Source organism: Mesorhizobium sp. M0293 (assembly GCF_040321735.1).
GTDB lineage: Bacteria > Pseudomonadota > Alphaproteobacteria > Rhizobiales > Rhizobiaceae > Mesorhizobium.
On the sequence record NZ_JAMYSA010000042.1, the window covers coordinates 1 to 24,681 of the forward strand.

General features: G+C 63.3%; 22 protein-coding genes and 1 riboswitch. Of the genes, 11 read left to right on the plus strand and 11 right to left on the minus strand.

Features of this window, described 5'->3' with window-relative positions:
* The 6 genes from NKJ06_RS17385 to NKJ06_RS17410 form a co-directional block, all read left to right on the plus strand.
* Window positions 1–431, plus strand: a 431-nt coding sequence (locus tag NKJ06_RS17385; RefSeq protein WP_352810291.1) for a zinc-binding dehydrogenase, incomplete at its 5' end; no start/stop codon positions are given.
* Between the two features lie 67 nt (window positions 432–498).
* Window positions 499–1,068 carry an S-(hydroxymethyl)glutathione synthase gene (gene gfa, locus NKJ06_RS17390; protein ID WP_352628110.1) on the plus strand — a complete coding sequence of 190 codons (570 nt, stop codon included), beginning with the start codon at window positions 499–501 and terminating at the stop codon, window positions 1,066–1,068.
* Between the two features lie 67 nt (window positions 1,069–1,135).
* Complete coding sequence (locus NKJ06_RS17395) at window positions 1,136–1,603, plus strand: YaiI/YqxD family protein (RefSeq protein ID WP_352628109.1); 468 nt, start codon at window positions 1,136–1,138, stop codon at window positions 1,601–1,603.
* A gap of 31 nt (window positions 1,604–1,634) precedes the next feature.
* The gene (locus NKJ06_RS17400; RefSeq protein WP_352628108.1) at window positions 1,635–2,312 is read left to right on the plus strand and encodes a DUF1345 domain-containing protein; all 678 of its coding nucleotides are present in this window, start codon (window positions 1,635–1,637) and stop codon (window positions 2,310–2,312) included.
* Between the two features lie 97 nt (window positions 2,313–2,409).
* Complete coding sequence (locus NKJ06_RS17405) at window positions 2,410–3,291, plus strand: cytochrome b/b6 domain-containing protein (protein ID WP_352628107.1); 882 nt, start codon at window positions 2,410–2,412, stop codon at window positions 3,289–3,291.
* Between the two features lies 1 nt (window position 3,292).
* Complete coding sequence (locus tag NKJ06_RS17410) at window positions 3,293–4,084, plus strand: molybdopterin-binding protein (protein ID WP_352628106.1); 792 nt, start codon at window positions 3,293–3,295, stop codon at window positions 4,082–4,084.
* Between the two features lie 48 nt (window positions 4,085–4,132).
* Here the strand turns inward: NKJ06_RS17410 and NKJ06_RS17415 are convergent, their stop codons facing one another.
* Entirely contained in the window at window positions 4,133–5,134 is a 1,002-nt protein-coding gene (locus NKJ06_RS17415; RefSeq protein WP_352628105.1) for a hypothetical protein, read from the minus strand.
* A 280-nt stretch (window positions 5,135–5,414) separates the two neighbouring features.
* A riboswitch (glycine riboswitch) is annotated at window positions 5,415–5,501 on the plus strand.
* Between the two features lie 149 nt (window positions 5,502–5,650).
* On the opposite strand from NKJ06_RS17415, the gene gcvT reads away from it, so the two are divergent.
* The 3 genes from gcvT to gcvP are packed head-to-tail and all read left to right on the plus strand — an operon-like array spanning window position 5,651 to window position 9,953.
* Window positions 5,651–6,751, plus strand: a complete 1,101-nt coding sequence (gene gcvT / locus NKJ06_RS17420) for a glycine cleavage system aminomethyltransferase GcvT (RefSeq protein ID WP_352628104.1) — start codon at window positions 5,651–5,653, stop codon at window positions 6,749–6,751.
* A 5-nt stretch (window positions 6,752–6,756) separates the two neighbouring features.
* Window positions 6,757–7,125, plus strand: a complete 369-nt coding sequence (gcvH, locus tag NKJ06_RS17425; RefSeq protein ID WP_013531953.1) for a glycine cleavage system protein GcvH — start codon at window positions 6,757–6,759, stop codon at window positions 7,123–7,125.
* 17 nt (window positions 7,126–7,142) lie between these two features.
* A complete protein-coding gene (gene gcvP, locus NKJ06_RS17430) occupies window positions 7,143–9,953 on the plus strand; it encodes an aminomethyl-transferring glycine dehydrogenase (protein ID WP_352628103.1) in 2,811 nt (936 codons plus the stop codon).
* A 123-nt stretch (window positions 9,954–10,076) separates the two neighbouring features.
* On the opposite strand, the gene NKJ06_RS17435 is transcribed toward gcvP, so the two are convergent.
* The 10 genes from NKJ06_RS17435 to cpaB form a co-directional block, all read right to left on the minus strand.
* Window positions 10,077–11,252 (minus strand): GGDEF domain-containing protein, encoded by a 1,176-nt coding sequence (locus NKJ06_RS17435; protein WP_352628102.1) that lies wholly within the window; start codon window positions 11,250–11,252, stop codon window positions 10,077–10,079.
* A 166-nt stretch (window positions 11,253–11,418) separates the two neighbouring features.
* Window positions 11,419–11,889 (minus strand): hypothetical protein, encoded by a 471-nt coding sequence (locus NKJ06_RS17440; protein WP_352628101.1) that lies wholly within the window; start codon window positions 11,887–11,889, stop codon window positions 11,419–11,421.
* 142 nt (window positions 11,890–12,031) lie between these two features.
* On the minus strand, window positions 12,032–12,871 hold the full coding sequence (locus NKJ06_RS17445; RefSeq protein WP_352628100.1) for a PA3715 family protein: 840 nt from the start codon (window positions 12,869–12,871) through the stop codon (window positions 12,032–12,034).
* Between the two features lie 78 nt (window positions 12,872–12,949).
* Window positions 12,950–13,912 carry a type II secretion system F family protein gene (locus NKJ06_RS17450; protein ID WP_352628099.1) on the minus strand — a complete coding sequence of 321 codons (963 nt, stop codon included), beginning with the start codon at window positions 13,910–13,912 and terminating at the stop codon, window positions 12,950–12,952.
* A gap of 1 nt (window position 13,913) precedes the next feature.
* Complete coding sequence (locus tag NKJ06_RS17455) at window positions 13,914–14,879, minus strand: type II secretion system F family protein (RefSeq protein WP_352628098.1); 966 nt, start codon at window positions 14,877–14,879, stop codon at window positions 13,914–13,916.
* Window positions 14,880–14,882: 3 nt separating this feature from the next.
* Window positions 14,883–16,304 carry a TadA family conjugal transfer-associated ATPase gene (locus NKJ06_RS17460; RefSeq protein WP_352628097.1) on the minus strand — a complete coding sequence of 474 codons (1,422 nt, stop codon included), beginning with the start codon at window positions 16,302–16,304 and terminating at the stop codon, window positions 14,883–14,885.
* Window positions 16,301–17,515: a CpaE/TadZ family protein gene (locus NKJ06_RS17465; RefSeq protein ID WP_352628096.1), complete on the minus strand. Its 1,215-nt coding sequence runs from the start codon at window positions 17,513–17,515 to the stop codon at window positions 16,301–16,303. Before NKJ06_RS17465 ends, NKJ06_RS17460 begins: the two co-directional genes overlap by 4 nt.
* A gap of 44 nt (window positions 17,516–17,559) precedes the next feature.
* The gene (locus NKJ06_RS17470) at window positions 17,560–17,829 is read right to left on the minus strand and encodes a hypothetical protein (RefSeq protein WP_352628095.1); all 270 of its coding nucleotides are present in this window, start codon (window positions 17,827–17,829) and stop codon (window positions 17,560–17,562) included.
* Between the two features lie 4 nt (window positions 17,830–17,833).
* Window positions 17,834–19,279, minus strand: coding sequence for a type II and III secretion system protein family protein (locus NKJ06_RS17475; protein ID WP_352628094.1), 1,446 nt, complete (start codon window positions 19,277–19,279; stop codon window positions 17,834–17,836).
* Window positions 19,280–19,311: 32 nt separating this feature from the next.
* Window positions 19,312–20,238, minus strand: a complete 927-nt coding sequence (gene cpaB / locus NKJ06_RS17480) for a Flp pilus assembly protein CpaB (protein ID WP_352628093.1) — start codon at window positions 20,236–20,238, stop codon at window positions 19,312–19,314.
* Between the two features lie 238 nt (window positions 20,239–20,476).
* Here cpaB and parE point away from each other — a divergent pair, with 238 nt between their 5' ends.
* Window positions 20,477–22,531 carry a DNA topoisomerase IV subunit B gene (gene parE, locus NKJ06_RS17485; RefSeq protein ID WP_352628092.1) on the plus strand — a complete coding sequence of 685 codons (2,055 nt, stop codon included), beginning with the start codon at window positions 20,477–20,479 and terminating at the stop codon, window positions 22,529–22,531.
* 44 nt (window positions 22,532–22,575) lie between these two features.
* Complete coding sequence (locus NKJ06_RS17490) at window positions 22,576–24,642, plus strand: FUSC family protein (protein ID WP_352628091.1); 2,067 nt, start codon at window positions 22,576–22,578, stop codon at window positions 24,640–24,642.
* Window positions 24,643–24,681 lie beyond the last annotated feature (39 nt).

Below are 24,681 nucleotides of genomic sequence, written 5' to 3' on the forward strand. Positions count from 1 at the left end.
CGCATTTCGTCAATCCGAAGGAGATCGACGGCGATGTCGTGCCGCACCTCGTCAACATGACCAAGCGCGGCGCCGACCAGATCGGTGGTGCCGACTACACCTTCGACTGCACCGGCAGCACCAAGGTGATGCGTCAGGCGCTGGAAGCCTCGCATCGCGGCTGGGGCAAGTCGGTGGTCATCGGCGTGGCAGGCGCCGGCCAGGAGATTTCGACGCGGCCGTTCCAGCTGGTCACCGGGCGCACCTGGATGGGCACCGCCTTTGGCGGCGCGCGCGGCCGCACCGATGTGCCGAGGATCGTCGACTGGTACATGGACGGCAAGATCCAGATCGACCCGATGATCACCCACACGCTGAAGCTCGAGGATATCAACAAGGGCTTCGACCTCATGCATGAGGGCAAATCGATCCGAAGCGTCGTCGTTTACTGAAGAAGACCACAAGCCGCCGACCAACCGGCCTGCGACCTCTGTGGCTCACAACTGGGAGGAGAAAAACATGGCGGAGAAACTGCATCCGAAAATCGACAATGGCTTGCCCAGGGAAAGCGCAAGCTTTGCCGGCGGCACGCTGGTCTGCGCCTGCACCAGCAATCCGGTCAAGGTTAAGGTCAAGGGCCAAATCGCCCACAACCACGCCTGCGGCTGCACCAAATGCTGGAAGCCCGAAGGGGCCCTGTTCTCGGTCGTGGCGGTTGCCGGTACGAGCGACGTGACGGTCACCGAGAATGGCGACAAGCTCAAAGTGGTCGACCCCTCGGCGCTGATCCAGCGGCATGCCTGCACCGGCTGCGGCGTCCACATGCACGGACCGGTCGAGCGCGACCACGCGTTCAAGGGGCTTTCCTTCATCCATCCGGAGCGCTTCGAGGAGGACGGCTGGTCACCTCCGGGCTTTACCGCCTTTGTCTCGTCGATCATCGAATCCGGCGTCGATCCAAGCCGTATGGACGGCATCCGCGCCCAGTTGAGGTCGATCGGGCTCGAACCCTATGACTGCCTCAATCCCGGCCTGATGGACTATATCGCCACCTGGACGGCGAAGAAGTCCGGCGCCTTGCCGGCTTAGTATCTAATCGGATTGTATCCATGGGGCCGGACGAAATCGTCTGGCCCCATGCTCATTGGAACCAGCGATGCCAGCACCTGCTATTTACGTCGATGCCGACGCCTGCCCGGTCAAGGCCGAGGTCGAAAAGGTCGCCGAGCGCCATGGCATCGTTGTCACTTACGTCTCCAATGGTGGCTTGCGCCCTTCCCGCGACCCGATGATCCGCAATGTCGTGGTGTCCAAGGGCGCCGACGCCGCCGACGACTGGATCGTCGACAATGCGCGGACCAACGACATCGTGATCACCGCGGACATTCCGCTGGCCGCCCGCGCGGTGGCGCTTGGCGCGCATGTGCTTGGGCCAACCGGACGTCCGTTCACGCCGGAAACGATCGGCATGGCGGTGGCGATGCGCGACCTCAAGCAGCATTTGCGCGAGACAGGCGAAAGCAAGGGCTACAATGCCAGCTTCGCGCCGCAGGACCGTTCGCGGTTTCTCGGCGAACTCGACCGCATCTTGCGGCGGGCGCTCAAATCCGCCACACCGCAGTAGAAACCGAGCGCCATCCAAGGTTGGAACCGCCATGGCTGCTGAAACCCCGATGAAGCCTCCCTTGCAGCGCCACATGCTGTTTGCGGTGTCGGCCTGCTTCGGCGTCGTGGCGCTTGCCGTGGCGTTGCTGCTTCATGCCTCGCTCGCCTATTCGATCGGCGCCAACGCATTCTTTGCTACCTACGTCATTCTTGTCGTCACCCAGATGCCGAAATTCACCGGCAGGTATCTGAGCAAGAATGCGCGCGCCACCGACCAGCCGATGCTGGTCATCTTCGCGGTGACTTTGGTCGTCGTCGGCGTTGCCACCTTCTCGTTGTTTCAGCTGATCAATGAGAAAGACAGCACCCACCCTATCGAATTGATCTTCGCGCTGCTGTCGATCCCGCTTGGCTGGTTCACGATCCATGCCATGGTGGCGCTCCATTATGCGCACGTCTACTGGATGGACGGCGATACGGTCGACGCCGAGACCAAGAAGAAGGTTCCGGTCGGCGGACTGCTGTTCCCGGGCGACAAACGGCCGGAAGGCTGGGATTTCCTCTACTTCTCGACGGTTATCGGCATGACGGCGCAGACCGCCGACACCAACATCTCTACGACGCATATGCGACGTGTCGTGCTTGTCCATTCGATCCTGTCGTTTTTCTTCAACACGGTCATCGTCGCCGCCGCCGTCAATCTCGCCGTCAGCCTGGGCGCTCCGTAATAAATCCGTGATCGGATGAAACATTGGTTTGGATCGCGACGTATCAGGAGGACAATGAACGTGCAGGCCACGCCGTGAGGCCGGGAGACGAGACAAGATGGAATCCGTTGCCAGAAGCCAATCCGCCGCCGATCCCGGTGCTTCGGCGTCGAACGAAAAACCGCTGATCTACCGGCAGTCGCGCTGGACGCGGCTGACGCATTGGCTCTGGGCCATCTCGCTGTTCTTCATGCTGTTGTCCGGCCTGCAGATCTTCAATGCCCGCCCGCAGCTCTATATCGGCAAGGAGTCTGGTTTTGGCTACAACAACACCATCTTCGCCATCGGCGCCGAGAACACCAACGTCGGGCCACGCGGCTACACCGAGATCCTTGGGCATCGCTTCGACACCACAGGAGTGCTCGGCTGGTCGGGGCCGGCAGGCCAGGAGACATCCCGCGCCTTTCCGTCCTGGGCGACCATCCCGTCCTACTACGACCTCGGCACCGCCCGTGTCGTCCATTTCTTCTTCGCCTGGATACTGACCACGACCTTGATCGTCTGGTTCGTCGCCAGCACCGTGAACGGCCATCTGCGCCGCGACCTCGCACCACGCCTCGACGACCTGAAGCGCTTGCCGCAGGACATCATCGATCACGCCAAGCTCAGATTCCACCACACCCGGGAGTACAACACGCTGCAGAAGATGGCTTATGGCGGCGTGCTGTTCGTCCTCCTGCCGCTGATGATCATCACCGGCCTGGCGATGTCGCCAAGCATGAACTCGGTGCTGCCGTTCCTCAACGATCTGCTCGGTGGCCGGCAGACGGCACGCACCATCCATTTCACCGTGATGGTGCTGCTGGTCGTCTTCTTCGTCGTCCATATCCTGATGATCCTGGCCGCCGGCCCGATCAACGAACTGCGCTCGATCATTACCGGCTGGTACCGCACGGATCCTCCCGCTCAGGACGACAAAACTGCCGAGAGGAGTGCCTGACATGGCGAAGTTTGAGATCAGCCGCCGCAAATTCCTGACCGGTGCCAGCCTCGGTGCCTCCGGCATCATGCTGTCGGGCTGCGACGCCTTCGACAGCCAGTTGAGCGTTGGCAGCGGCCTGCGCAGTTTCCTCGAAAACGCCAATGACCTGACATACCGGGCACAGCGCCTGCTCGCCGGACGTAACGCCCTGGCGCCCGAATTCACTGAAGCCGACATCCGCCAGCCGCAGCGGCCGAACGGTGTCACGGCGCCCGATGATGACGTCTACAAGGGCCTGCTCGCCAACAACTTCGCCGACTGGCGGCTGGAAGTTTCAGGCCTGGTCGAAAAGCCGCTGTCGCTCAGCCGCGAGCAGTTGATGAACATGCCGAGCCGCACCCAGATTACCCGCCATGACTGCGTCGAAGGCTGGAGCTGCATCGCCAAATGGACCGGCACACCGCTGTCGCTGGTGCTGGACCAGGCGGTGGTCAAGCCGCAGGCGCGCTACGTCATGTTCCATTGCCTCGACACGATCGACCGCAGCCTTTCCGGCGACATCAAATATTACGGCTCCATCGACCTGATCGATGCCCGTCACCCGCAGACGATCCTCGCCTATGGCGTGAACGGCAAGCCGCTGCCGGTTGAGAACGGCGCGCCGTTGCGCGTCCGCGTCGAACGGCAGCTCGGCTATAAGATGCCGAAATATCTCTACAAGATCGAGTTGGTCGACGGCTTCGCCAGTATCGGCGGCGGTCGCGGCGGCTATTGGGAAGACAATGGCTACGACTGGTATGGCGGTATCTGACACTTAGGGAAATAATGCCCTGAGATCAGCCGCTTAACCCTCAGCACATCAGGCAACCTTGTCGAGCAGCGGCCTCAGCACCGGGTGGATTTCCGGCGAGGCATGCTTGATCAGCGTCAGCAGCGCGCGTTCGTTCTCATATAGAGGCCGGTCCACGCCGATATGCTCGACCAGCCAGCCGGCTTCGCCGGCTTCGATCGTCTCGGCGCGGCGGGCGAGCGCCTCGGCCGCCCTGTTCTTGGCTTCCCACTCGGCCTCGATGTCATCAGGGGACCGGTAGGCCTCGATGATGCCGGCAAGGCCGCCGGAGACCATCCGGCTGAAGAAGCCGCCGATTTCCGGATCGGCGCGTTCGAGGAAGGCATCACGGCGCAGCGCCACATCGCGCGTCGGCGCTTCGTAGCCGGCCGAGCACATGACGAAATTGGCGATCGCCTTGACGAACAGTTCGTTCCAGGACGGATCGTTATGTCCTTGAGCGGTACGCTCGTTGATCTTGAACAGCACCTCGGCCTCGGCGCGCGTGATGGCGATGTTGCCGTCTCCGCCATGGGCATGAAGGATACGGCGCAGCAGTTCGACCTCCGCCTTGGCGATCAGCCCGGGAACCAGCGCACCACCGAGCATCAGCGGCCCCTTGCCGTCGATGACGGCGTGGGCGACCTGTTGCAGTGCATAGACGCAAAGCTGGCCCGGTGACGATCTCGCCTCCTCCAGCACGTGCACCAGCAATTCGAGTTCGGTCCGGCTGTCGACCATGCCGTCGCGCGAGATCGTGCGGATCAGCCAGTCGGCATTGTCCTGCGAGATATAGCCCGACGGCTTCTCCTGGTGGACGATATAGTCGGTGACCGCCTCGATGAAGAAAAGCGGCCATTCCGGGCATTTGTCCTTCGCCGTGGCATCGAGCGCGAACAGTGCCTCGGCCTCGCCGCGCATCACCACACCGTCGCCGAACACCTCATGGCGCAACATCGCCACGTCCTCCGCGGCGATGCGGCTTTTCGAGGTCAGCCCGGCCACCGGCGCGCTCATGATCAATTCGCCCATTTGTCGTCCCCGTCCGCCGCCGTCCACTGCCGGCCCTAAAGCGTCATGCCCGCCAACATATCAGCAGTGTCTTGAAAAACCGGCAAACGGCGTGGTTAGCGAAGACTTGTCGGCGAATGCATGTCGCCCAAGGTGTGCCGCGGTTTTGAGAGAACGACATGCATCAAAACAAGGATCTAAAGCGCATCCACAGCGCGACGCGCTTTAGATGTCGCTGACAGGTGACAAGCCGTCGCGCACAAGCTATGGATGGCGTGTCGAGGACTCAGGGTCTGAGTCCTACCTGTTTGCGGGAGAGAGCAGCGAAAGCTGCCGCCGAAGGGGAAATCGCCCGAAATCTCTCAGGCAAAAGAACCGTAGACGGGAAAGACACTCTGGAAAGTCGGGGCTTGCCCCCGCGCCGAAGGTGTAAGCGCCGCTGACAGAGTTCCGGCTGCGCAAGTCTCTCAGGCTTCAGACAGAGGGGCACGGACTGGTCGCCATTCGCGACCGATTGCGTGCGACTCTGGAGATGACATGACGGGCGACGACAGCAAACACCTTCCCCTCGAAGATATCCATGTAGCCGCTGGTGCGCGCTTTGGCGCCTTCGCCGGCTGGTCGATGCCGCTGACCTATCCGGCCGGCGTCATGAAGGAACACCTTCACACCCGCGAACTGGCCGGCCTGTTCGACATCTCGCATATGAAGCTGTTCGAAATCAGCGGGCCGGAAGCGGTTGCCTTGCTCAACCGCGCCTGCCCGCTGGACGCCGGCGCGCTCGAAATCTCGCAATCCAAACTGTCCTTCTTCCTCAATGAAGCAGGCGGGATATTGGACGATCTGATCGTTACCAGGCTTGGCGACCAGCGCTTCATGGTGGTCGCCAACGCCGGCAACGCCGTCGCCGACGAAAAGCATTTGCGTGCGCTTGCCGCGGATTTCGACGTCAGAGTCGAGCCGCTCGACCGCGTCTTCCTCGCCATCCAGGGCCCTGAAGCCTGGGCAGCCCTTTCCCGTGCCGGCATCGAGACCGGCTCGCTGCTGTTCATGCACGGCGTCGAGCCGCGAAAAAACTGGTTCATGACCCGGTCGGGCTATACCGGCGAGGACGGTTTCGAGATCGGCTTGCCGGAGGCCGATGCGCGCGATCTCGTCGCGAAACTGCTCGACGATCAGCGCGTGCTGTGGATCGGCCTTGCCGCTCGCGACAGCCTGCGGCTGGAGGCCGGGCTCTGCCTGCATGGCCAGGACATCACGCCGGAGACCGACCCGGCCAGCGCCGCCTTGATGTGGGCTATTCCGAAAGACATCCGCGCTTCCGGCACTTTCATCGGCGCCGATGCGCTCCGCGCCGCCGTGGAACGAGGACCCGCGCAAAAGCGCGTCGGGCTGAAGCCGGAAGGCCGCCAGCCGGTGCGCGCCGGCGCTGCGCTCTTTGACGCCGACGGCACGCCCGCCGGCCATGTCACATCAGGCGGCTTTGGCCCGTCAGCCGGCCATCCGGTCGCCATGGGCTATGTCACGGCGCCACTGGCCAAGCCCGGAACACGGGTTTTCGCCGATGTCCGCGGCACGAAAATCCCAGTCGATATCAGCTCCCTGCCCTTCACACCGCATCGCTACCGCAAAGGATGATCTCAATGGCAACGACCTATTTCACATCAGATCACGAATGGCTCCGCGTCGAGGGCGGTATCGCCACTGTCGGCATCACCGATTACGCGCAGGAGCAGCTCGGCGACCTCGTCTTCGTCGAACTGCCCGAAACCGGAAAGAAATTGACCAAGGGCGACACCGCCGTCGTGGTCGAATCCGTCAAGGCGGCATCCGATGTCTATGCGCCGGTCGATGGCGAGATCACCGAGGCCAACGGCACGCTGTCGTCGGATCCGTCGCTGGTCAACTCGGCGGCAACCGGGGCCGGCTGGCTGTGGAAGATGAAGCTTGCCGACGAAAGCCAGCTCGCCGGCCTCATGGATGAAGCCGCCTACAAAGCCCATATCGGCTGATATCAGGACGTATTGACATGACCGCAGCACTCACTCCCTTCTCGGCCCGCCATATCGGTCCTGATGTCAACGATGTCAGAGCCATGCTTGCCGTGATCGGCGTTCCGTCCGTCGAGACGCTGATCAGCCAGGCCGTGCCGCAGTCGATCCGCCTCGACTTGCCGCTGACCCTGCCCGCACCGGCCAGCGAAGCGGAAGCGCTGGCCGAATTGTCGGCGACCATGGCCAAGAACACAGTGCTGAAGAGCTTCATCGGCGCCGGCTATCATGGCGTCCAGGTGCCGCCGGTAATCCAGCGCAACCTGTTCGAGAACCCGGCCTGGTACACGGCCTACACGCCCTATCAGGCCGAGATCAGCCAGGGCAGGCTCGAGATGCTGTTCAACTTCCAGACGCTGGTCACCGAATTGACTGGTCTGCCGGTGGCATCGGCATCGCTGCTCGACGAGGCGACGGCGGTGGCTGAAGCCGTCGGCATCGCCTTGCGCCACCACCGCGACAAGCGCACCAAGATCGCATTTGCCGGCACGCCGCATCCGCAGACGCTGGACGTGGTTCGCACCCGCGCCGAGCCGCTCGGCATCGAGATCGACGGCGAGGCGATCGACGACAACACGGCTGCCCTGCTCGTCTCCTGGCCTGATACGTTCGGCGTCTATGGCGATCACAAGGCGGCGATCGACAAGGCGCGCGCCACGGGCGCCATCGTCGTCTTCATCGCCGACCCGCTCGGCCTGACGCTGACCGACGCGCCGGCCAAGCTTGGCGCCGACATTGCCGTTGGCCCGATGCAGCGCTTCGGCGTCCCGATGGGCTTTGGCGGCCCGCACGCGGCCTATTGCGCCGTCTCCGATAAATTGACGCGATTGATGCCCGGCCGCCTAGTTGGCCAGTCCACCGACAGCAAGGGCCGGCCCGGCTATCGGCTTGCCTTGCAGACACGCGAGCAGCATATCCGCCGCGACAAGGCGACATCCAACATCTGCACCGCACAGGCGCTGCTTGCCAACATGGCGACTGCTTACGCCATCTGGCACGGCCCCGCCGGGCTGCAGGCGATTGCCGGGCGTATCCACGCACTGGCCAATCGTCTGTCAAGCGGCCTCGAAGCGGCAGGCGTGGCGGTGATTGGCGCGAGCCGTTTCGACACCGTGACCGTGAAGACCGGGGGTAAGGCGGCGCAGATCGCCGCTGCGGCCGAACAGACCGGTCGGCTCCTGCGCGTCATCGATGCCGACCATGTCGGCATCAGCTTCGATGAGACCTCGACCGATGCCGATCTCGATGCGATCGCGGCCCTGTTCGGCGCCAAGGCCGCTCCATCGGCCGACAGCACCGTGCCTGGCAAGCCGCGCGGCAAGGAGTTTCTGACCCAGCCGGTCTTCCACGAAAACAAGTCGGAAACCGAGATGATGCGCTTCCTGCGCCGGCTGGCCGACAAGGACCTGGCGCTCGACCGCAGCATGATCCCGCTCGGATCCTGCACCATGAAGCTCAACGCGGCGGCGGAAATGATGCCGGTAAGCTGGCCTGAAATCGCCAATTTGCATCCCTTCGCGCCGGCCGCACACTCTGCCGGCTATCGCGCCATGATCGGCGAACTGGAAGGATGGCTGTCGGAGATCACAGGCTTCGACGCCGTTAGCCTGCAGCCCAATGCCGGCAGCCAGGGCGAATATGCCGGCCTGCTCGCCATCCGCGCCTATCACCGCTCGCGCGGCGAAGGCCATCGCACCGTCTGCCTGATCCCCTCCTCCGCGCATGGCACCAATCCGGCGAGTGCGGCGATGGCCGGCATGAGTGTTGTCGTCGTGCGCTGCTTGGAGGACGGCAATATCGACATGGACGATATGAGGGCAAAGGCCAACGAGCATTCCAAGAATCTCGCGGCGCTGATGTTCACCTATCCCTCGACGCATGGCGTCTACGAGGAAGGTGCACGCCACCTCTGTGCCCTCATCCACGAGCATGGCGGCCAGGTCTATTTCGATGGCGCCAACCTCAACGCCCTGGTCGCCTTGGCGCGGCCCGCCGATATCGGCGCCGATGTCTGCCATATGAACCTGCACAAGACTTTCTGCATCCCTCATGGCGGCGGTGGCCCGGGCATCGGCCCGATCGGCGTCAAGGCCCATCTGGAGCCCTATCTGCCGGGACATGTCACCGAGGGTTCTGCGCACGCCGTGTCGGCCGCGCCGTTCGGCAGCGCTTCCATCTTGCCGATTACCTGGATGTATATCCGCATGATGGGCGCCGCCGGACTGAAGCAGGCGACGGAGACCGCCATCATCTCGGCCAACTACGTGGCGACACGGCTCGCACCACACTTCCCGCTGCTCTACAAGGGCCGGCACGATCGCATCGCGCATGAATGCATCCTCGACACCCGCGTGCTCAAGGACAGCGCCGGCATCAGTGTCGATGATATCGCCAAGCGCCTGATCGACTACGGCTTCCACGCGCCGACCATGTCCTTCCCGGTCGCCGGCACGCTGATGGTCGAGCCGACCGAATCCGAGCCCAAGCGGGAACTCGACCGCTTCTGCGAGGCTATGATCGCCATTGCGGGCGAGGCGGCGAAAGTCGCCAGGGGCGAATGGCCTTTGGCCGACAATCCGCTGGTCAACGCGCCGCACACCGCCACCGAGGTGCTGGCCGGCCAGTGGACCCATCCCTACTCGCGCCTGGAAGCGGCCTATCCCGCCGGCGACGCCGACACGGCGGCCAAGTACTGGCCACCTGTCTCACGCATCGACAATGTCGCCGGCGACCGCAACCTGGTCTGCTCCTGCCCGCCGCTGTCGGACTATCTGGGCGCGGCGGAGTAGCCAGAGCATGATCCCGAAAAGTGGGTACCGGTTTTCTCGGACAAACGGAAACCGTTTGTCCAGAGATCATGCTCAAACAAACAGGTAGAGCCCCATCCCTGTTCCATCGGGATGGAACAGGCTCTACGCGGAGCGCAAGGCCGGCTTGACCGGGTCGGCCTTGCCTGGTGCCGCCCGACCGATGACGCAATTTCGACCGGCGCGCTTGGCGGAATAGAGCGCCGCGTCGGCTTCGCCAAGCACGTCATCGAGGGTGCGGCCGCTTACCTCGCCAAAGCCGAGGCCGCCGCTGACCGTGCTGCGCAACTTGCCGAGTTGGGTGGCGACGATCTCGGTGCCGAAGGCCACACAGATCCTGCTGGCGAGATCATGGGCCTTCTCTTCCGTCATTCGCGACATGACGACGGCGAATTCCTCGCCACCCAGGCGAAATGCGTCGACACCGGTCCTGGCATATTTCTTGATCACCGCGGCGAAGCGGCACAAGACCTGATCCCCGACCGGGTGGCCATAGACATCGTTCGTCCGCTTGAAATGATCGAGGTCGAACATGACGACGGACATGAACGGACCGAAACTCCGCGCTCCGTAGAGCGACGTCAACGCCCGGCGGTTCATCAGCCCCGTCAGCGGGTCGGTCATGGTCTCGGCCTTCAGCTCGATCTGCGCCTGCAGATGGTGGAGCGAGAGCGTCAAGGCACCGAGCCCGGTCATGCAGGCCACCGCCACGACGGAATTCAGCCGTTCGGCCCAGTTGTCGGGCGCGACCGCGAGCGTCCATTGCCCTTTGGTCAGCAGAACCGCGCCGCAAAGCGCAAACGAAACCGCGCAGGTGCCGCTCAGAAACGAAACCACCAGCAGGATCCGGCGATCGTGGCTGCCGCTGATCCAGAACATGGCGCCGATCGCCGACAGCAGCGCCGTCACCGTGGTGTATGTGACGATGAAGCCGATGCCATCAAGGCCCAGGAAGGTGACAATGGCACAGGCAGCCATGGCGGCAAGCGCCGGCGCAACGGCACGTCTGTAGCCGGGCACACCCAGATATTGCATGGCCGACACGCAGATGATCAGAAACCCCAGGCTGAGCAGCGCAAGCACGATCTGGCAAAGCAGTGGATCGGGGTCCTTGGTGTATTGCCAGAACAGGACCACATGCGCGACGAGCACCAGAATGCCGCACGCCACCGTCAGCACGAAGCCTGCCTTGGGCGCGGTGAACCAGATCGCAAACATGGTGACGCTAAGGCAGATGCCCGACAGCGCGGCTGCGAGCAGGAGCGAACTGAAGTCCAGCATATCGGGCGAAGGCCTCTCGAGCGTCGGCGGGTTGCGCTGTATTCTAGGTCAGCGGCAGCTCTCAGACATGGTTTTCGGCCGATCTTTCGACGCAACCTACCGATAGGGTTTACAAAGCGTCGATGCCTTATGTCCCGAAACCGGACCATAGGACGCAACGACCGGATCAACCCTTGTTCAGCAAGGCGAGATTGGCGTCGACGACCGTGGGATCCGCCATGCCGGCCTTCGCTTCGAGCAGCAGCGCCTTGGCCCTCTTGCGATTGCCGCGCAGCAATTGCGAATAGCCCATGTTGTTGACAATCTGCGGCTTGCGGCCGGCGACTTTCAAAAGCTGGCCGTAGGCGCGATCGGCGAAGTCGAAGCGGCCGAGTTCATCATAGGAAGCGGCGAGCCCCATCCAGGCCTCGGCATTGTCTGCCTTCAACTCGACGGCCTTGCGGAAGTGCTTTTCGGCGAGGCCGTAATTGGCGTCGCGAAACTGCGCCTTGCCTTGCGCCAGATCGGAGGTGTCGATGTTCTTTGCCGCCGGTTGGATGGCGGTGGTCTTGGTGGTGTCGACGCCGCCCGTCGTACAGCCAGACATCATCAAGACGACCGCCATCGCGGCCATTGCCGTGAAATTATTGTGACGCATGCCCCTGCCTCATCGCCCGATTTGCCGGGTCGTTCTTCAGGAAACACCTTATATGGGAGACGATTAAACTTCGGTGCCGAAACGCCGCTAAAATTTGGTTTCGGGCACACCAGCCATTAACCACCAGGCACAAGACGGACTTTCACGGCTCCAAGGCTTTGAGCCCCTCGGGAAACTGGTAGCGACTGCCGTCATAGCGCAGCCGGTAGGTGCGCTTCAGGGACTTGCCGGGATGAGACTGGCACTCACCATTCTCGTCGACGGACGGATTGTCCGTATCCACCCGTTCGACCACGGTGATGTCGTGATAGCCATGGTGGCTTGCCGGGCTCATCGCCAGGCTGACCTGGCTCGACTGAAAGGATCCCGCGCAACTGGCGTCGCCTTCGCCGCCAAAGCCGGCCACGTCGACGCCGTCGAGCACCAGGCGCAAGGCATCGCCGGCAAGGGCATAGAGCCGCAGGTCGGTTTCCCTGAAGGGGTTGGGCTGCGAATGGTTTGCCATTTCGATGCGCAGGCCGAAGGCGCTGACATCGGGCGCCAGCCTGTAGCGGCCGGTATCGAATTCGATCTTGCGGATAGCGATGGCATCGTCGGTGATCAGTCCGGGCTGGAGCAGGCGCTGGCGCACCCGCAGGCTGTTCCTGTCGACGACCAGAAGCTCGATATCGCCGACATGCCCGTCGTCGCGGGACTGGGCGCTGTCGATCAGCGGCACCGCGACCAACAGCAGGTCGTCATGGGCGGGCCAGATCTTGCAGACCAGGCCAAATGGCATGTCGCTATCCGGACGCGTCAGGGCGATGCTGATATGAGGTTCGAACGTGAACGAGGCGCCGTCGGCGCTCTTTTGAGCCTCGGGATAGGCCTGCTGCACCAAGGCGGAAGCATCGCCGCAGTCGTCGGCCGCAGCCCATGCGGGCGACAAACTGGCCGCGGTAAGGCCGAGGACGAGGAAGGGAGTGCGCAACAGCATTCGCATGGGTTCTCACGTCGCAGGGGCCGGGTTCGGGCAGAATATTGGGTTGTCAGCCCCTTGCTAGGACTTCGTGGGCGCTCGCTAGTGCGCCGTCATTTTGACGATGACTGGAATGGCCGCAATCATCAACACCACCGGCAGGATGCAAACCACCACCGGCACCGACATCTTGGCCGGCAGGGCGTGTGCCTTTTCCTCGGCCAGCGACATGCGCTTGTGGCGCATGTCGTCGGAAAAGACGCGCAGCGCCCCCGACAGGCTGGTGCCGAGTTCCTTGGACTGTTGCAGCAGCGTGGCGAAGGAGCGCACCTCGTCCAGGCTGAGGCGATCGGCGAGCGCCTTCAGCGCATCGTCAAGGCTGCGCCCGGCCCTCAGCTCCAGCGACACCAGCTGCAGGTTCTGGCTGAGAGCGGGATAGGTCTTGGCGAGTTCCTTCGAGACGCGCTCGATGCCGGCCTCCATGCTCATGCCGGCATCCGAGCAGACGATCATCAGGTCCATGAAATCGGGAAAGCCGTTGCGGTACTCACGCCTGCGTTCCCGCACTTTCTGGCTCAGCACCAGGCCGGGCAGAAAATAGCCGGCCGCTCCTGACAGAATGACGAATGTCCAGCGGCTGGCCATCGTCGCGTCCGGGCTGGCCATCCAGCGGTTGAGCACAAAGACACCGATTGCCGTGCCGATCATCGCGGTGAACCGGATCAAGAAGAACATGCCGACAGCGCGCGGCTCCATGTATCCCGCCTGGATGAGCTTCATGCGCAGCCGGGCGACATTTTCCGGATCGCTCTTGGCGTAGAATTCCTGCGCCCTCTTCACCGCCTTCTCGCGCACGACGCCGGTATTCTTCTTCTGCACCGGTTCGGGTTTCGCGGCCACGGGACCGTCATCGACCTTGAGCCGGCGCTTGACCTCGTTGCGATCGCCCTTCGCCGCCATCATCGGCCAGGCAACGGCGGCGGCGCCCGCGGCCAGCAGCATGATGGCCACCGGCATCAACGAGGTCGGCGCGAGCGAGGCGAGGAATTCGATGAGGCCCTGCATGTCAGAACTTGAAATTCGACATTTTGAACATCATCCAATTGCCCAGCATCAGCCAGGTGATCGAGCCAGCCATCAGGTACCATGTCTTTGGCTCGTCCCAGACGTCGCGGTAGAATCCCGGCATCACCGCCATGATGGCGGTAAACAGCAACACCGGGACCGCCGTCAGGATGTAGGCCGACATTCGGCCTTCTGTCGCAATGGCGCGCACCTTGCGGCGTAGCTTGCCGCGCTCGCGGATCGTCGTCGCCAGGCCGTCGAGGATCTCGCGCAGATTGCCACCCGAACTGGTCTGGATCGAGACGGCGGTGACGAACAGCGGCAGATCCTCCTGTCCGACCCGGTCGAACAGCGAGTTCAATGCCGAAACCAGATCGGAACCATAGGTCACTTCGTCTGCGATGACGCCGAATTCGGTGCCGATCGGGTCGGGCATCTCGCGCGCCACCATGGCGATCGCCACCGGCACCGGATGGCCAGCCTTCAGGCCACGCGTGATCAGTTCCAGCGCCTCCGGCAGCTGTATGCCGAACCGCTTCACCCGGCGCTTGCGCTTGAAACGCAACGTCAGCACTGGCAGCACTGGCACAAGCACCACAAACAGGACAAGCCCCATCAGCGGCGGCAAGCCGTACCAGATGGCGACCAAGGCCATGGCCATCGCCACGCCGCAAGTGATCATCAAGAATTTCGACAGCGGCATGATCATGCCCGACTGGGTTCGCAGGGCGCGAAACCGGTCCGGCGAAAACAGCGGGGTGCCTGCGTCGAGGCCGCGCTCCTTGCGCAGCTGGACAAGCACCTGCTCCTGGCTGATCTTGTTTTCCTGCAGCTTCATGCGACGGTTGATGGCGGTGCGCTTGTCGCTGCGGCCGGCAAAAAGCAGGTAGCACGCCTCGGCGATCAGGATGCCGGTCAGTGCTGCCGCGGCATAGACGACATAGATCGCGCTGAGTCCGTCGAACACTGGCTACTCCTGCGGCCGGCCGGGTTCGAAATATCGTCCGGGGAACTCGATGCCCATGGCGCGCAGATCCTCGAGGAAACGCGGCCGGATGCCGGTCGCCTCGTAGTGGCCGAGTATCTTGCCGTCTGCCTCCATGCCGGTACGCACAAAGCGGAAGATCTCCTGCATCTGGATGACATCGCCTTCCATGCCGGTCACCTCGGCGACACTGGTCACCTTGCGCTTGCCGTCGGACAGGCGCGCCAGTTGGACGATCAGGTCGAGCGCGCTGGCGATCTGGCTGCGGATCGACTGCACCGTCATCGGCATGCCCGTCATGCCAAGCATCTGCTCGAGCCGTGAAATGGCGTCGCGCGGCGTGTTGGCGTGGATGGTCGCCATCGACCCTTCGTGGCCGGTGTTCATCGCCTGCAGCATGTCGAAGGCTTCCTCGCCGCGGCACTCGCCGAGGATGACGCGGTCGGGACGCATGCGCAGCGCGTTCTTCACCAGGTCGCGCTGCTTCAACTCGCCATGGCCTTCGATGTTGGCGGGGCGCGTCTCCATGCGCGCGACATGCGGCTGCTGCAGCTGGAGTTCTGCCGCGTCCTCGATGGTGATCAGTCGCTCGTCTTCCGGAATGAAGGCCGACAGCGCATTGAGCATGGTCGTCTTGCCGGTACCGGTGCCGCCCGAAATGATCGTCGTCTTGCGGGCATGCACGGCCGCCGCCAGCACCTCGGCCATATTCTGGGTAATGGCGCCGAATTCGACCAGTTTGTGCAGGCCGAGCTTGTTCTTGGAGAATTTGCGGATCGACACCAGCGGCCCGTCGACCGCCACCGGGCGGATGGCCGCGTTGAAACGCGAGCCGTCCAGCATGCGCGCATCGACCATCGGCTGTGATTCGTCGACACGGCGCCCGACCGCGGCGACGATCTTGTTGACGATGCGCAAGAGATGCGCCTCGTCCTTGAACGGGATGTGGACCGGCTGCAGCTTGCCCTTCTTTTCGACAAAGCAGTTCAGGTGGCCGTTGATCAGGATGTCGTTGATGTCGGGGTCCTTGAGCAGTGGCTCGAGCGGACCGAGGCCGACCATCTCGTCGACGATGTCGTCGACCAGTGCATCAAGCTCGACGGTGTTGATCGCCATCCGCTCCTGCTTGGTCTTTTCCGACACGAAATCATGCACTTGCCGGCGCATCTCATCCTTGGGCAAACGCTCCAGCGCGACGAGATTGATCTCCTCGAGCAGCAGCCGATGGATACGCACGCGCGCATCAAGCACCTTGTTGGCATTCTTTGCTGGCGCTGCGTCCGGCTTGGCCGGCAAAGCCTTTCGGTTCGTCGGAATGACGACGGCATGATGGGCGACCGGCATTGATTCAGGCGCGCGCTGCGGACGCGCATCGCGGTTCTGCAGGGTGGAAAAGCGGCTGGTCATCCGGCCTTCCTCTTCAGCAATCCACGGCCCATGCTAAACAGCGAGCGCGATTTCGCCCGGGTTGGGACCGCCTCCTCCGGCAGGATGATCTTCTTCAAATCGTTGATGACATTGGCGTTCGGATCGATCTCGTGCAGCGGCACGCCGCGATCGACCGCCTCGCGCACCAACCGGTAGTTGTTGGCGATGCCGCCGACGAAATGCTCGCCGAGTATCTCCTGGACGTCAGCCTGCTTGATGCCGCTGTCGAACATCTTCTGTTCGAAACGGTTGACGATGACGTTCGGCTTCACTTCCTTGCCGGCGGTCTCGTAGACCGCCTGGATCAGCCGCTGCGTGTGGCGCAGGCACGGCACCGTCATTTCCGCGACGATGTAGAGCTTGTTGGAACCAAGCAGCACCGTCTCCGTCCATGGAAACCAGGTGCGAGGCATGTCGATGACGACATTGTCGAAATAGGCCGAAACCAGGTCCAGCATACGCACCACGACATCGGTCTTGAACGAGCGCATTTCCGACGGATGCGTCGGTGCCGCCAGCACACAGAGCCCGCTCGCATGTTTGGACAGCATCACGTCGAGCAGTTGGCGGTCGAGGCGCTCGGGCTGGTTCTCGATCTCGGTGATGTCGAAACGCGGTTCGAGGTCGAGATATTCGGCACAGGCGCCCTGTTGGAAATTGAGGTCGACGACGCAAGTCGACGCGCCGCGCGTTACCGAGTGATGCAGCTGGAAGGCGGTTTGCAGCGCCAGCGTCGTGGTGCCGACGCCGCCCGCGGCCGGCATGAAGGTGTAGATCTGCGACTCGGTGTTTTCCTCGCGGCCTGGGCCCTGCAGCGCCCGCACCACGGAGCGCACGAGATCGGCGGTGGTGATCGGCTTAACCAGGAAATCCGCGACCTTGAGCTGCACGAGAATGCGCACCGCGGCCGCGTTGAACTCCTGCGTGACGACGACGACAGGCACCTTGTCCTCCAGCCGGCGCATGATGCGCTGCAGCGACTCGACCTCCTCCAGCCTTGCCGCATCCATGTCGACGATGATGGCGCCGAAGTCGGCTTCCTGGATCTCGCCGCGCAGTTCGGTGACACTCTTCTCCACTGTCGAGAGCTGAATGATCTCGGAGGCGGCGAATGCGGTCCGCGTATCCTGCACAAAGGTCCTGTCGGTCGATACGAGCAGGATCTTCCTGGTCTTGATGCCGTTTGCCATTCTGTCAGCCTGTCAGGTCGCCGTTGACCAGTTGCCCGTTGGAATCAGTTGCCCGTGGTGGACTGCGACGCCTTTGCGTCGGCCGCCTGGTCGGGTGTGTCGGCCGCCGCGCTGCCGCGCTGGGCGGGCACCAGAAGCCTGGTGTTCTGGACCCCGTACTTCCAGGGATCGACCATCTGCATGACGGTGTTGGCGGCCTGCGCCTCGCCTGCTCCGGTCGTCGGCCCCTCGCTGCGCACATAGTCGTCGCTGGTGCAGCCGGCGGCGAAGCCGGCCAGCAGCAGGGCGATGATCGATCTCAAGACCAGACGCATGGCTTCAGTCCTTCGGCAGGTCGAGGAAATGCCCGACCGTGGTGACGGCGTTAGGCTGTGCGACACTGCCGTCGGCGATTGCCAGTGCGCGGTTGGCATCGGATGTCTTCACTTCGTCGGTGTTGTTGAGGAAATAATCGGCGTTGCTGGCGGGCTGCGTGCCATCGGTCGGCTCGACGAGCTTCTTCGACGGATCGACCGGCTTGACCAGATAGGGGGTGACGATGATGACCAGGTCGGTCTCGCGCCGCTGATAGGATTTCGAGGAGAACAGCGCCCCAAGCACCGGCATCTTGCCGAGGCCGGGAATGCGCGATGTGGTGATGTCGTTTTGCGACTGTAGCAATCCGGCGATCATGAAGCTCTGGCCGTTCTTCAGGTCAATCGACGTCCTGGCGCGGCGCACGATGAAGCCGGGAACCGAGATGGTGCCGATATTGTATGAGGCCGAGGCGTCGATCGAGGAGACTTCCGGCGCGATGTCCAGGCTGACCAGCCCGTCCTTCAGGACCGTCGGCGTGAAATCCAGGCTAACGCCGTATTTCTTGTAGCTGACCGAGATCTTGCCGTTGTCCTCGGAGACCGGGATCGGGAACTCGCCGCCGGCGAGGAAGCTCGCCGTCTGGCCAGACCGGGCGATCAGGTTCGGCTCGGCCAGCCGGCGGGCGAGACCACGCTCCTCCAGCGCTTTGATGGCGATATCGATCGAGACGCCGTTCGACAAAAGTCGGCCGATGATCTCGCCGGTGCCGGCAGTCGGCACTGTACCCGGATCGATCGTCACATCGCGGCCACCCATGCCATAGGCGAAATTGGCGGCGTATTTGGCGCCCAGATCCTGGCCCGCCTGGCGGTTGATCTCGACGAAGCGGACGTTGAGCTGGACCTGCTGCGACGATGAGATGTTGACCGAGTTGATCACCTCTTCGGTGCCGGAAAAGCGTGTCGCGATCTTGTTTGCCTTGTCGGCGGCGACGGCGTCATCCGCTTCGCCCGACAGCACGACGCGGCCATTGGCCGAGCCGACCTTGATCCTGGCATCCGGCACGCTGGCGCGAATGGTGCTGGCCAGTTGGTCGGTGTCGAGCGTCACCTCGATGTCGACGGTGCCGACAAGCTGCTTCTTCTCATCGAACAGCGCGATACCGGTGGTGCCGAGATTGTTGCCGAGCACATAGAAGGACTTATCGGTCAGCGGATTGACGTTGGCGATCTCCGGGTCGCCGATGACTATCTGGTAGAAGGCGGCACTGGTCATGATCGTCTTCGGTTTGCCCTTGGCAACCTTGATCGACGCATTCTTGGTCGACGACACATAGACGATGTCGTTGTCGGCCCTCGCCGAGGTGCCGAAGGCCAGCATCGCGGCGGCCGCCAGCGAAGCTGCGACAGCCACAGTGCGCAAAACGCGCAACCGCCCCATGACCCTATATGTGATCAGCCCGAACATTGTCCCGTCCCTCGCCCAGTCCCCACTGGCTTCTATTTCTGGTCCCGTGAAGGAACCTGGTATTCCTCGGCCTTTGTGCCGCGCGTCACGATGACGGTCTTGAACTTCGGTTTCTCCGGCTCTTTCACCACGGCATCGAACAGCGAACCGGAAGCGGCCTGCACGTTCGAGGCGACCGATCCGCCGAAGGAGGAGATGGTGGTGACACCGTTCTTGCCGTCACCGCCTTCGCTGGCGGACCGAAGCGACAGGGACAAGGTGCCGACGGTGCGGGCCAGCGCCACTTTCTGCGCGCCGTCTGTCGTCACCTCGATGGTCACCGAATTGGAAATCTGCGGCGTCGTCTGGCGCTCATCGGCGCCCTGCCCGACGCTCAGCACCTTGGCATCGGCCACGACGATCTCGGAGGTGACCGTCGATCCGGATGCTCCCTGCGCGTTCTTGGCCACTTCCTGGATTTCGCCGGCATCGCGCGTCAGCACGACATCTACACGGTCGCCCGGCGTGACGAAGCCGCCGACGCCGGCGATCTCGTCGGTGCGGATTGTCACCGCCCGCATTCCCGGGGTCATCATGTTGGAGAGCGTCGCGCGGCCGTTTGGCCCGGACAGCTTGGTCAGCAGCAACGGTTCGTTGACCTCGATCGGCGACAGCACCACGCGCCTGCCCTCGCCGAGCAAGCCATCGATGGTGGCGAAGGCACCCTGCGGCAGGGAATCCTGCGGCCACGGGATTTCGCTGAGTTTTGTGCGGTCAAGCTCCATGCCATAGCGCAATGGAGCATTCGCCACCACGATGGTCTTGAACTCGATCTTGGGTGCGACGGGCGCTGCGATCGACGCCGTCTTCTCTTCGGAATCGGCCTTGGCCTGGCTTTTGACCCAGAAATCCGCGGCAAAGATCGAGATCGCGCCAAAAACGGCGGCGATGCCGATCATCGATATGGCCTTGCCCCTCACGCCGAAAACCCCTGATGCCCGCAGTTTCTTGTTTTGTTGGGCTCAGGCTAGGCGGCATTGTTAAAGAATCAGGAATCTTGTGCGGCGGTATCGGACCTATTTCCGCCGGCTTGGTTATCGAATGGTTTTGGGGTAAGAGGGGCCAGATCCCCGAACGGAACAGGAACCTCGGTCGCTTGGCGCTGAAAAGCGTGGCAGTATCGCGAGGTGATTCGCAGCACCGGACCCTATGGCAGGCATGGACGACAACAACGATCTCTTCGGCACTATGGACAAGCAGCCACAGCCGGTTCGTGCGCCGGCGCGTCCGGCGGATCCGCTGGTGCAGGCCACCAGGCGTCCTGCCGCGACCAAGGATGGCAGCGAGGGCTATAGCGCCGCCGATATCGAGGTGCTGGAAGGGCTGGAGCCGGTGCGGCGCCGGCCAGGCATGTATATCGGCGGCACCGACGACAAGGCGATGCACCATCTGTTCGCCGAGGTCATCGACAATTCGATGGACGAAGCGGTGGCCGGCCATGCCACCTTCATCGACGTCGAACTCTCAGCCGACGGCTATCTCACCGTCACCGACAATGGCCGTGGCATTCCAGTCGACCTGCATCCGAAGTTCAAGAAGCCGGCGCTCGAAGTGATCATGACGACGCTGCATTCGGGCGGCAAGTTCGACTCGAAGGTCTATGAGACATCGGGCGGCCTGCATGGCGTAGGCGTGTCCGTGGTCAACGCGCTGTCGGACCATCTCGAGGTCGAGGTCGCGCGCGGCCGCCAACTCTATCGCCAGCGCTTTTCGCGCGGTATTCCCGTGACCGGCCTGGAGCATTTGGGCGAGGTCCACAACCGGCGCGGCACAAAAACCCGCTTCCATCCCGACGAGCAGATTTTCGGCAAGGGCGCGGCATTCGAACCGGCGCGGCTCTACCGCATGACGCGCTCGAAGGCCTATCTGTTCGGTGGCGTCGAAATCCGCTGGACCTGCGACCCGTCGCTGATCAAGGAAAAGGACCAGACCCCGGCCAAGGCGGAATTCCATTTTCCCGGCGGCCTGAAGGACTATCTCAAGGCATCGCTCGGCGACGAGTTCCAGGTGACGCGCGAAATCTTCGCCGGCAAGAGCGAGAAACAAGGCGGCCATGGAGCGCTCGAATGGGCGGTGACCTGGTTCGGCGGCGATGGCTTCATCAATTCCTACTGCAACACCATCCCGACCGGCGAAGGCGGCACCCACGAGGCCGGCTTCCGCAATGTGCTGACGCGGGGCCTGCGCGCCTATGCCGATCTCGTCGGCAACAAGCGCGCCTCGATCGTCACCTCGGAAGACGTCATGATCTCGGCGGCAGGCATGCTGTCGGTGTTCATCCGCGAGCCGGAATTCGTCGGCCAGACCAAGGACAGGCTGGCGACGATCGAGGCCATTCGGATTGTCGAGACCGCGATCCGCGACCCGTTCGATCATTGGCTGGCCGACAATCCGCAGGAAGCGTCGAAGCTGCTCGAATGGGTGATCGCGCGGGCCGACGAGCGGGTGCGCCGACGCCAGGAAAAGGAAGTGTCGCGCAAGAGCGCGGTGCGCAAATTGCGGCTGCCCGGCAAGCTCGCCGACTGCACGCAAAATGCCGCTGCAGGCGCCGAACTCTTCATCGTCGAAGGTGACTCGGCCGGCGGCTCGGCCAAGCAGGCGCGCGACCGCGCCAGCCAGGCGGTGCTACCACTGCGTGGCAAGATCCTCAACGTCGCCAGCGCCGGCAACGACAAGCTTGCCGGCAACCAGCAGATTTCGGACCTGATCCAGGCGCTCGGTTGCGGTACGCGGTCGAAATATCGCGACGAGGATTTGCGCTACGACCGCGTCATCATCATGACCGACGCCGACGTCGACGGAGCCCACATCGCCTCGCTGCTGATCACCTTCTTCTATCAGGAGATGCCGGCGCTGGTGCGTGGCGGCCACCTTTATCTCGCAGTGCCGCCGCTTTACTCGATCAGGCAAGGCGGCAAGGTCGCCTACGCCCGCGACGACGCGCACAAGGACGAACTCCTGCGCACCGAGTTCACCGGGCGCGGCAAGGTCGAGCTTGGACGCTTCAAGGGTCTGGGCGAGATGATGGCCGCGCAGCTCAAGGAGACCACCATGGATCCGAGGAAGCGCACGCTGCTCAGGATCGACGTCATCGACGCCGAGGCAGCGACCAAGGATGCCGTCGATGCGCTGATGGGCACCAAGCCGGAAGCCCGCTTCCGCTTTATCCAGGAACGCGCCGAATTCGCCGAGACGGAAGTGCTGGATATCTAGCCGCCGGCCGGTTTAGCCTGCGCTTCCGATACGGAGACCAGCATGTGATCTCAGCGCGGCTGAAGAGTTATTTCGAGACGAGTTTAGCGGGGTTGACGCAGCCGACGCGTTCGGATTGGATTTTTGCCCTGCGCACCGTTTCGGCCGGCCTGATCGCGCTGCTGGCCGCCTACGCGCTGAAGCTCGACCACCCGCAATGGGCAATGATGACGGTGTTCATCGTCGCCCAGCCGGTTGCCGGCATGGTGCTGGCGAAAGGCTTCTACCGGTTACTCGGCACGCTGGTCGGCGGCATGGCTGCGATCGGCATCACCACGGTGTTCGGCACCGGCCCGTGGCTGCTGGTGACGGTGCTTGCCGTCTGGATCGGCATCTGCACCTTCGTCTCGTCGCTGCTGCGCAATCCCGAGGCCTATGGTGCCGCCCTTGCCGGCTACACCGCGATGATCATCGGCCTGCCTGCCTTCGGACAGCCGCACCTTGTCGTAGACCTGGCGGTCGCGCGCTGTGCCGAGATCGTACTCGGCATCATCTGCGCCGGCCTGACCAGCCGGCTGATCCTGCCGAAACTGGCCAGCAATGCCATCGTGTCGCGCCTGAAACGCTGCATCCTCGATCTTGCGACATACGCCAGCGGTGCGTTCTCCGGCGGCGATCCTGAAACGCTGTCCGGCCTGCACAGAAAGCTGGTCGCCGACACCCAGACGCTTGGCGAGATGCGCACCTATGCCAGGCTCGAGGCGCCGAGCTTCGCGCCGCGCGCCCATCCGGTCCGGCGCACCATCGGGCAGCTGCTCTCGGCGCTGTCGGCGGCACGCGCACTGCATTCGCACGCTGCCCCGAAAAACGCCGCACTCGTTCCGGTGCGTTCGGAGTTGCAGGCCCTGGTCAGCGAGTTGGCGACCAAGTCAGGCGCGCTGGATGACACGACGCCCTGGGTGGCACGACTCGATGCCATCTCGGCCAAGGCCCGGCAAATGCCCGATGCCTTGACCGACCAGGGTGACGACAGGGTCGGCACCGTCACGCGCCTTACCATCGCCGCCGATTTCGCCGAGGCGTTCAAGCAAGTGCTGCGCGGCCTCGACGCCTTGCGCGCGCCTGCCACGCGACCAGTCCGGGGCAGCAGGCAGCCTGCACTGGTGGTGCATCGCGATTATTCCGGCGCATCGCGCAACGCCGTGCGCGCTGCCCTTGCCACCTTGCTGGTCGCGGCCTTCTGGCTGACGACGAAATGGTCGGAAGCGGCCGGCACGGTCATTCTGGTTGCCGTGGTATCAAGCCTGTTTGCCGCCCGCCCCGACCCCGTGCAGGTGGCCTGGGGCTTCTTCAAGGGAACGCTGCTGGCGCTGCCCTTTGCCTTTCTCGTCGGCCAGGTCGCGCTGCCCGCTTTGCCCGGCTTCGGCTGGTTCATGCTGTTTGTCGTGCCGATACTGGTGCCGACGGCGCTAGCCATGGCCAATCCGCGCTATGTCGGCGTGGCGACGGCCTTCGCCATCAACTTCCTCGCCTTCCTCAGCCCGCATCAGGCGATGACCTACGATCCCGGGCCCTTCTTCGCCGGTTCGGCGTCGATCCTGGTCGGCATCCTGCTGGCGATCGGTGTCTTCATCCTCGTGCTGCCCGCCGATCCATGGCTCGCGGCCAACCGCATCGTGCGCGCCATGCGCGAGGATCTGGCGCGGCTTTGCCTGCATGAGCGCGTGCCGAGGCGTTCGGCCTTCGAGAGCCTCGCCTATGATCGCATCAACCAGTTGATGCCCCTCGTGCAGAATGCAGGCAGCACGGGCGATGCGGTCCTGGGCGGGAGCGTCGCCGCCGTCACCGTCGGCTTGGAGATCCTGCGGCTGCGCGACGCAAGCCAAAGCCACGCTATCCCATCCGAGACCGCGCTTTCGATCACCAACTTTCTAAGAGGACTGGCGCGCGAACTGCTCTTTCGCGCCCCCGGCGATCCGCAGACGTCGACCGTTGCCGTCGCCCGCCAATATGCGACGAACATCGCCCAGCGAAACAGCACCGGCGAATTGCTCCAAATCGCGGCATCGCTGCGCATCATCGCCGCCGCGATGGAGGATTTCCCGGATTTTTTCGCGAAGGATCGAAACTAGCGTACCCAAATGTGTCAAGATTCAGGTCAGGCCGGCATC

Excerpts from the sequence above, each read along its gene's own strand:
- gfa (WP_352628110.1), top strand. The coding sequence starts at position 499 with ATGGCGGAGAAACTGCATCCGAAAATCGACAATGGCTTGCCCAGGGAA.
- NKJ06_RS17395 (WP_352628109.1), top strand. The coding sequence starts at position 1,136 with ATGCCAGCACCTGCTATTTACGTCGATGCCGACGCCTGCCCGGTCAAG.
- NKJ06_RS17400 (WP_352628108.1), top strand. The coding sequence starts at position 1,635 with ATGGCTGCTGAAACCCCGATGAAGCCTCCCTTGCAGCGCCACATGCTG.
- NKJ06_RS17405 (WP_352628107.1), top strand. The coding sequence starts at position 2,410 with ATGGAATCCGTTGCCAGAAGCCAATCCGCCGCCGATCCCGGTGCTTCG.
- NKJ06_RS17410 (WP_352628106.1), top strand. The coding sequence starts at position 3,293 with ATGGCGAAGTTTGAGATCAGCCGCCGCAAATTCCTGACCGGTGCCAGC.
- NKJ06_RS17415 (WP_352628105.1), bottom strand. The coding sequence starts at position 5,134 with ATGGGCGAATTGATCATGAGCGCGCCGGTGGCCGGGCTGACCTCGAAA.
- gcvT (WP_352628104.1), top strand. The coding sequence starts at position 5,651 with ATGACGGGCGACGACAGCAAACACCTTCCCCTCGAAGATATCCATGTA.
- gcvH (WP_013531953.1), top strand. The coding sequence starts at position 6,757 with ATGGCAACGACCTATTTCACATCAGATCACGAATGGCTCCGCGTCGAG.
- gcvP (WP_352628103.1), top strand. The coding sequence starts at position 7,143 with ATGACCGCAGCACTCACTCCCTTCTCGGCCCGCCATATCGGTCCTGAT.
- NKJ06_RS17435 (WP_352628102.1), bottom strand. The coding sequence starts at position 11,252 with ATGCTGGACTTCAGTTCGCTCCTGCTCGCAGCCGCGCTGTCGGGCATC.
- NKJ06_RS17440 (WP_352628101.1), bottom strand. The coding sequence starts at position 11,889 with ATGCGTCACAATAATTTCACGGCAATGGCCGCGATGGCGGTCGTCTTG.
- NKJ06_RS17445 (WP_352628100.1), bottom strand. The coding sequence starts at position 12,871 with ATGCGAATGCTGTTGCGCACTCCCTTCCTCGTCCTCGGCCTTACCGCG.
- NKJ06_RS17450 (WP_352628099.1), bottom strand. The coding sequence starts at position 13,912 with ATGCAGGGCCTCATCGAATTCCTCGCCTCGCTCGCGCCGACCTCGTTG.
- NKJ06_RS17460 (WP_352628097.1), bottom strand. The coding sequence starts at position 16,304 with ATGACCAGCCGCTTTTCCACCCTGCAGAACCGCGATGCGCGTCCGCAG.
- NKJ06_RS17465 (WP_352628096.1), bottom strand. The coding sequence starts at position 17,515 with ATGGCAAACGGCATCAAGACCAGGAAGATCCTGCTCGTATCGACCGAC.
- NKJ06_RS17470 (WP_352628095.1), bottom strand. The coding sequence starts at position 17,829 with ATGCGTCTGGTCTTGAGATCGATCATCGCCCTGCTGCTGGCCGGCTTC.
- NKJ06_RS17475 (WP_352628094.1), bottom strand. The coding sequence starts at position 19,279 with ATGTTCGGGCTGATCACATATAGGGTCATGGGGCGGTTGCGCGTTTTG.
- parE (WP_352628092.1), top strand. The coding sequence starts at position 20,477 with ATGGACGACAACAACGATCTCTTCGGCACTATGGACAAGCAGCCACAG.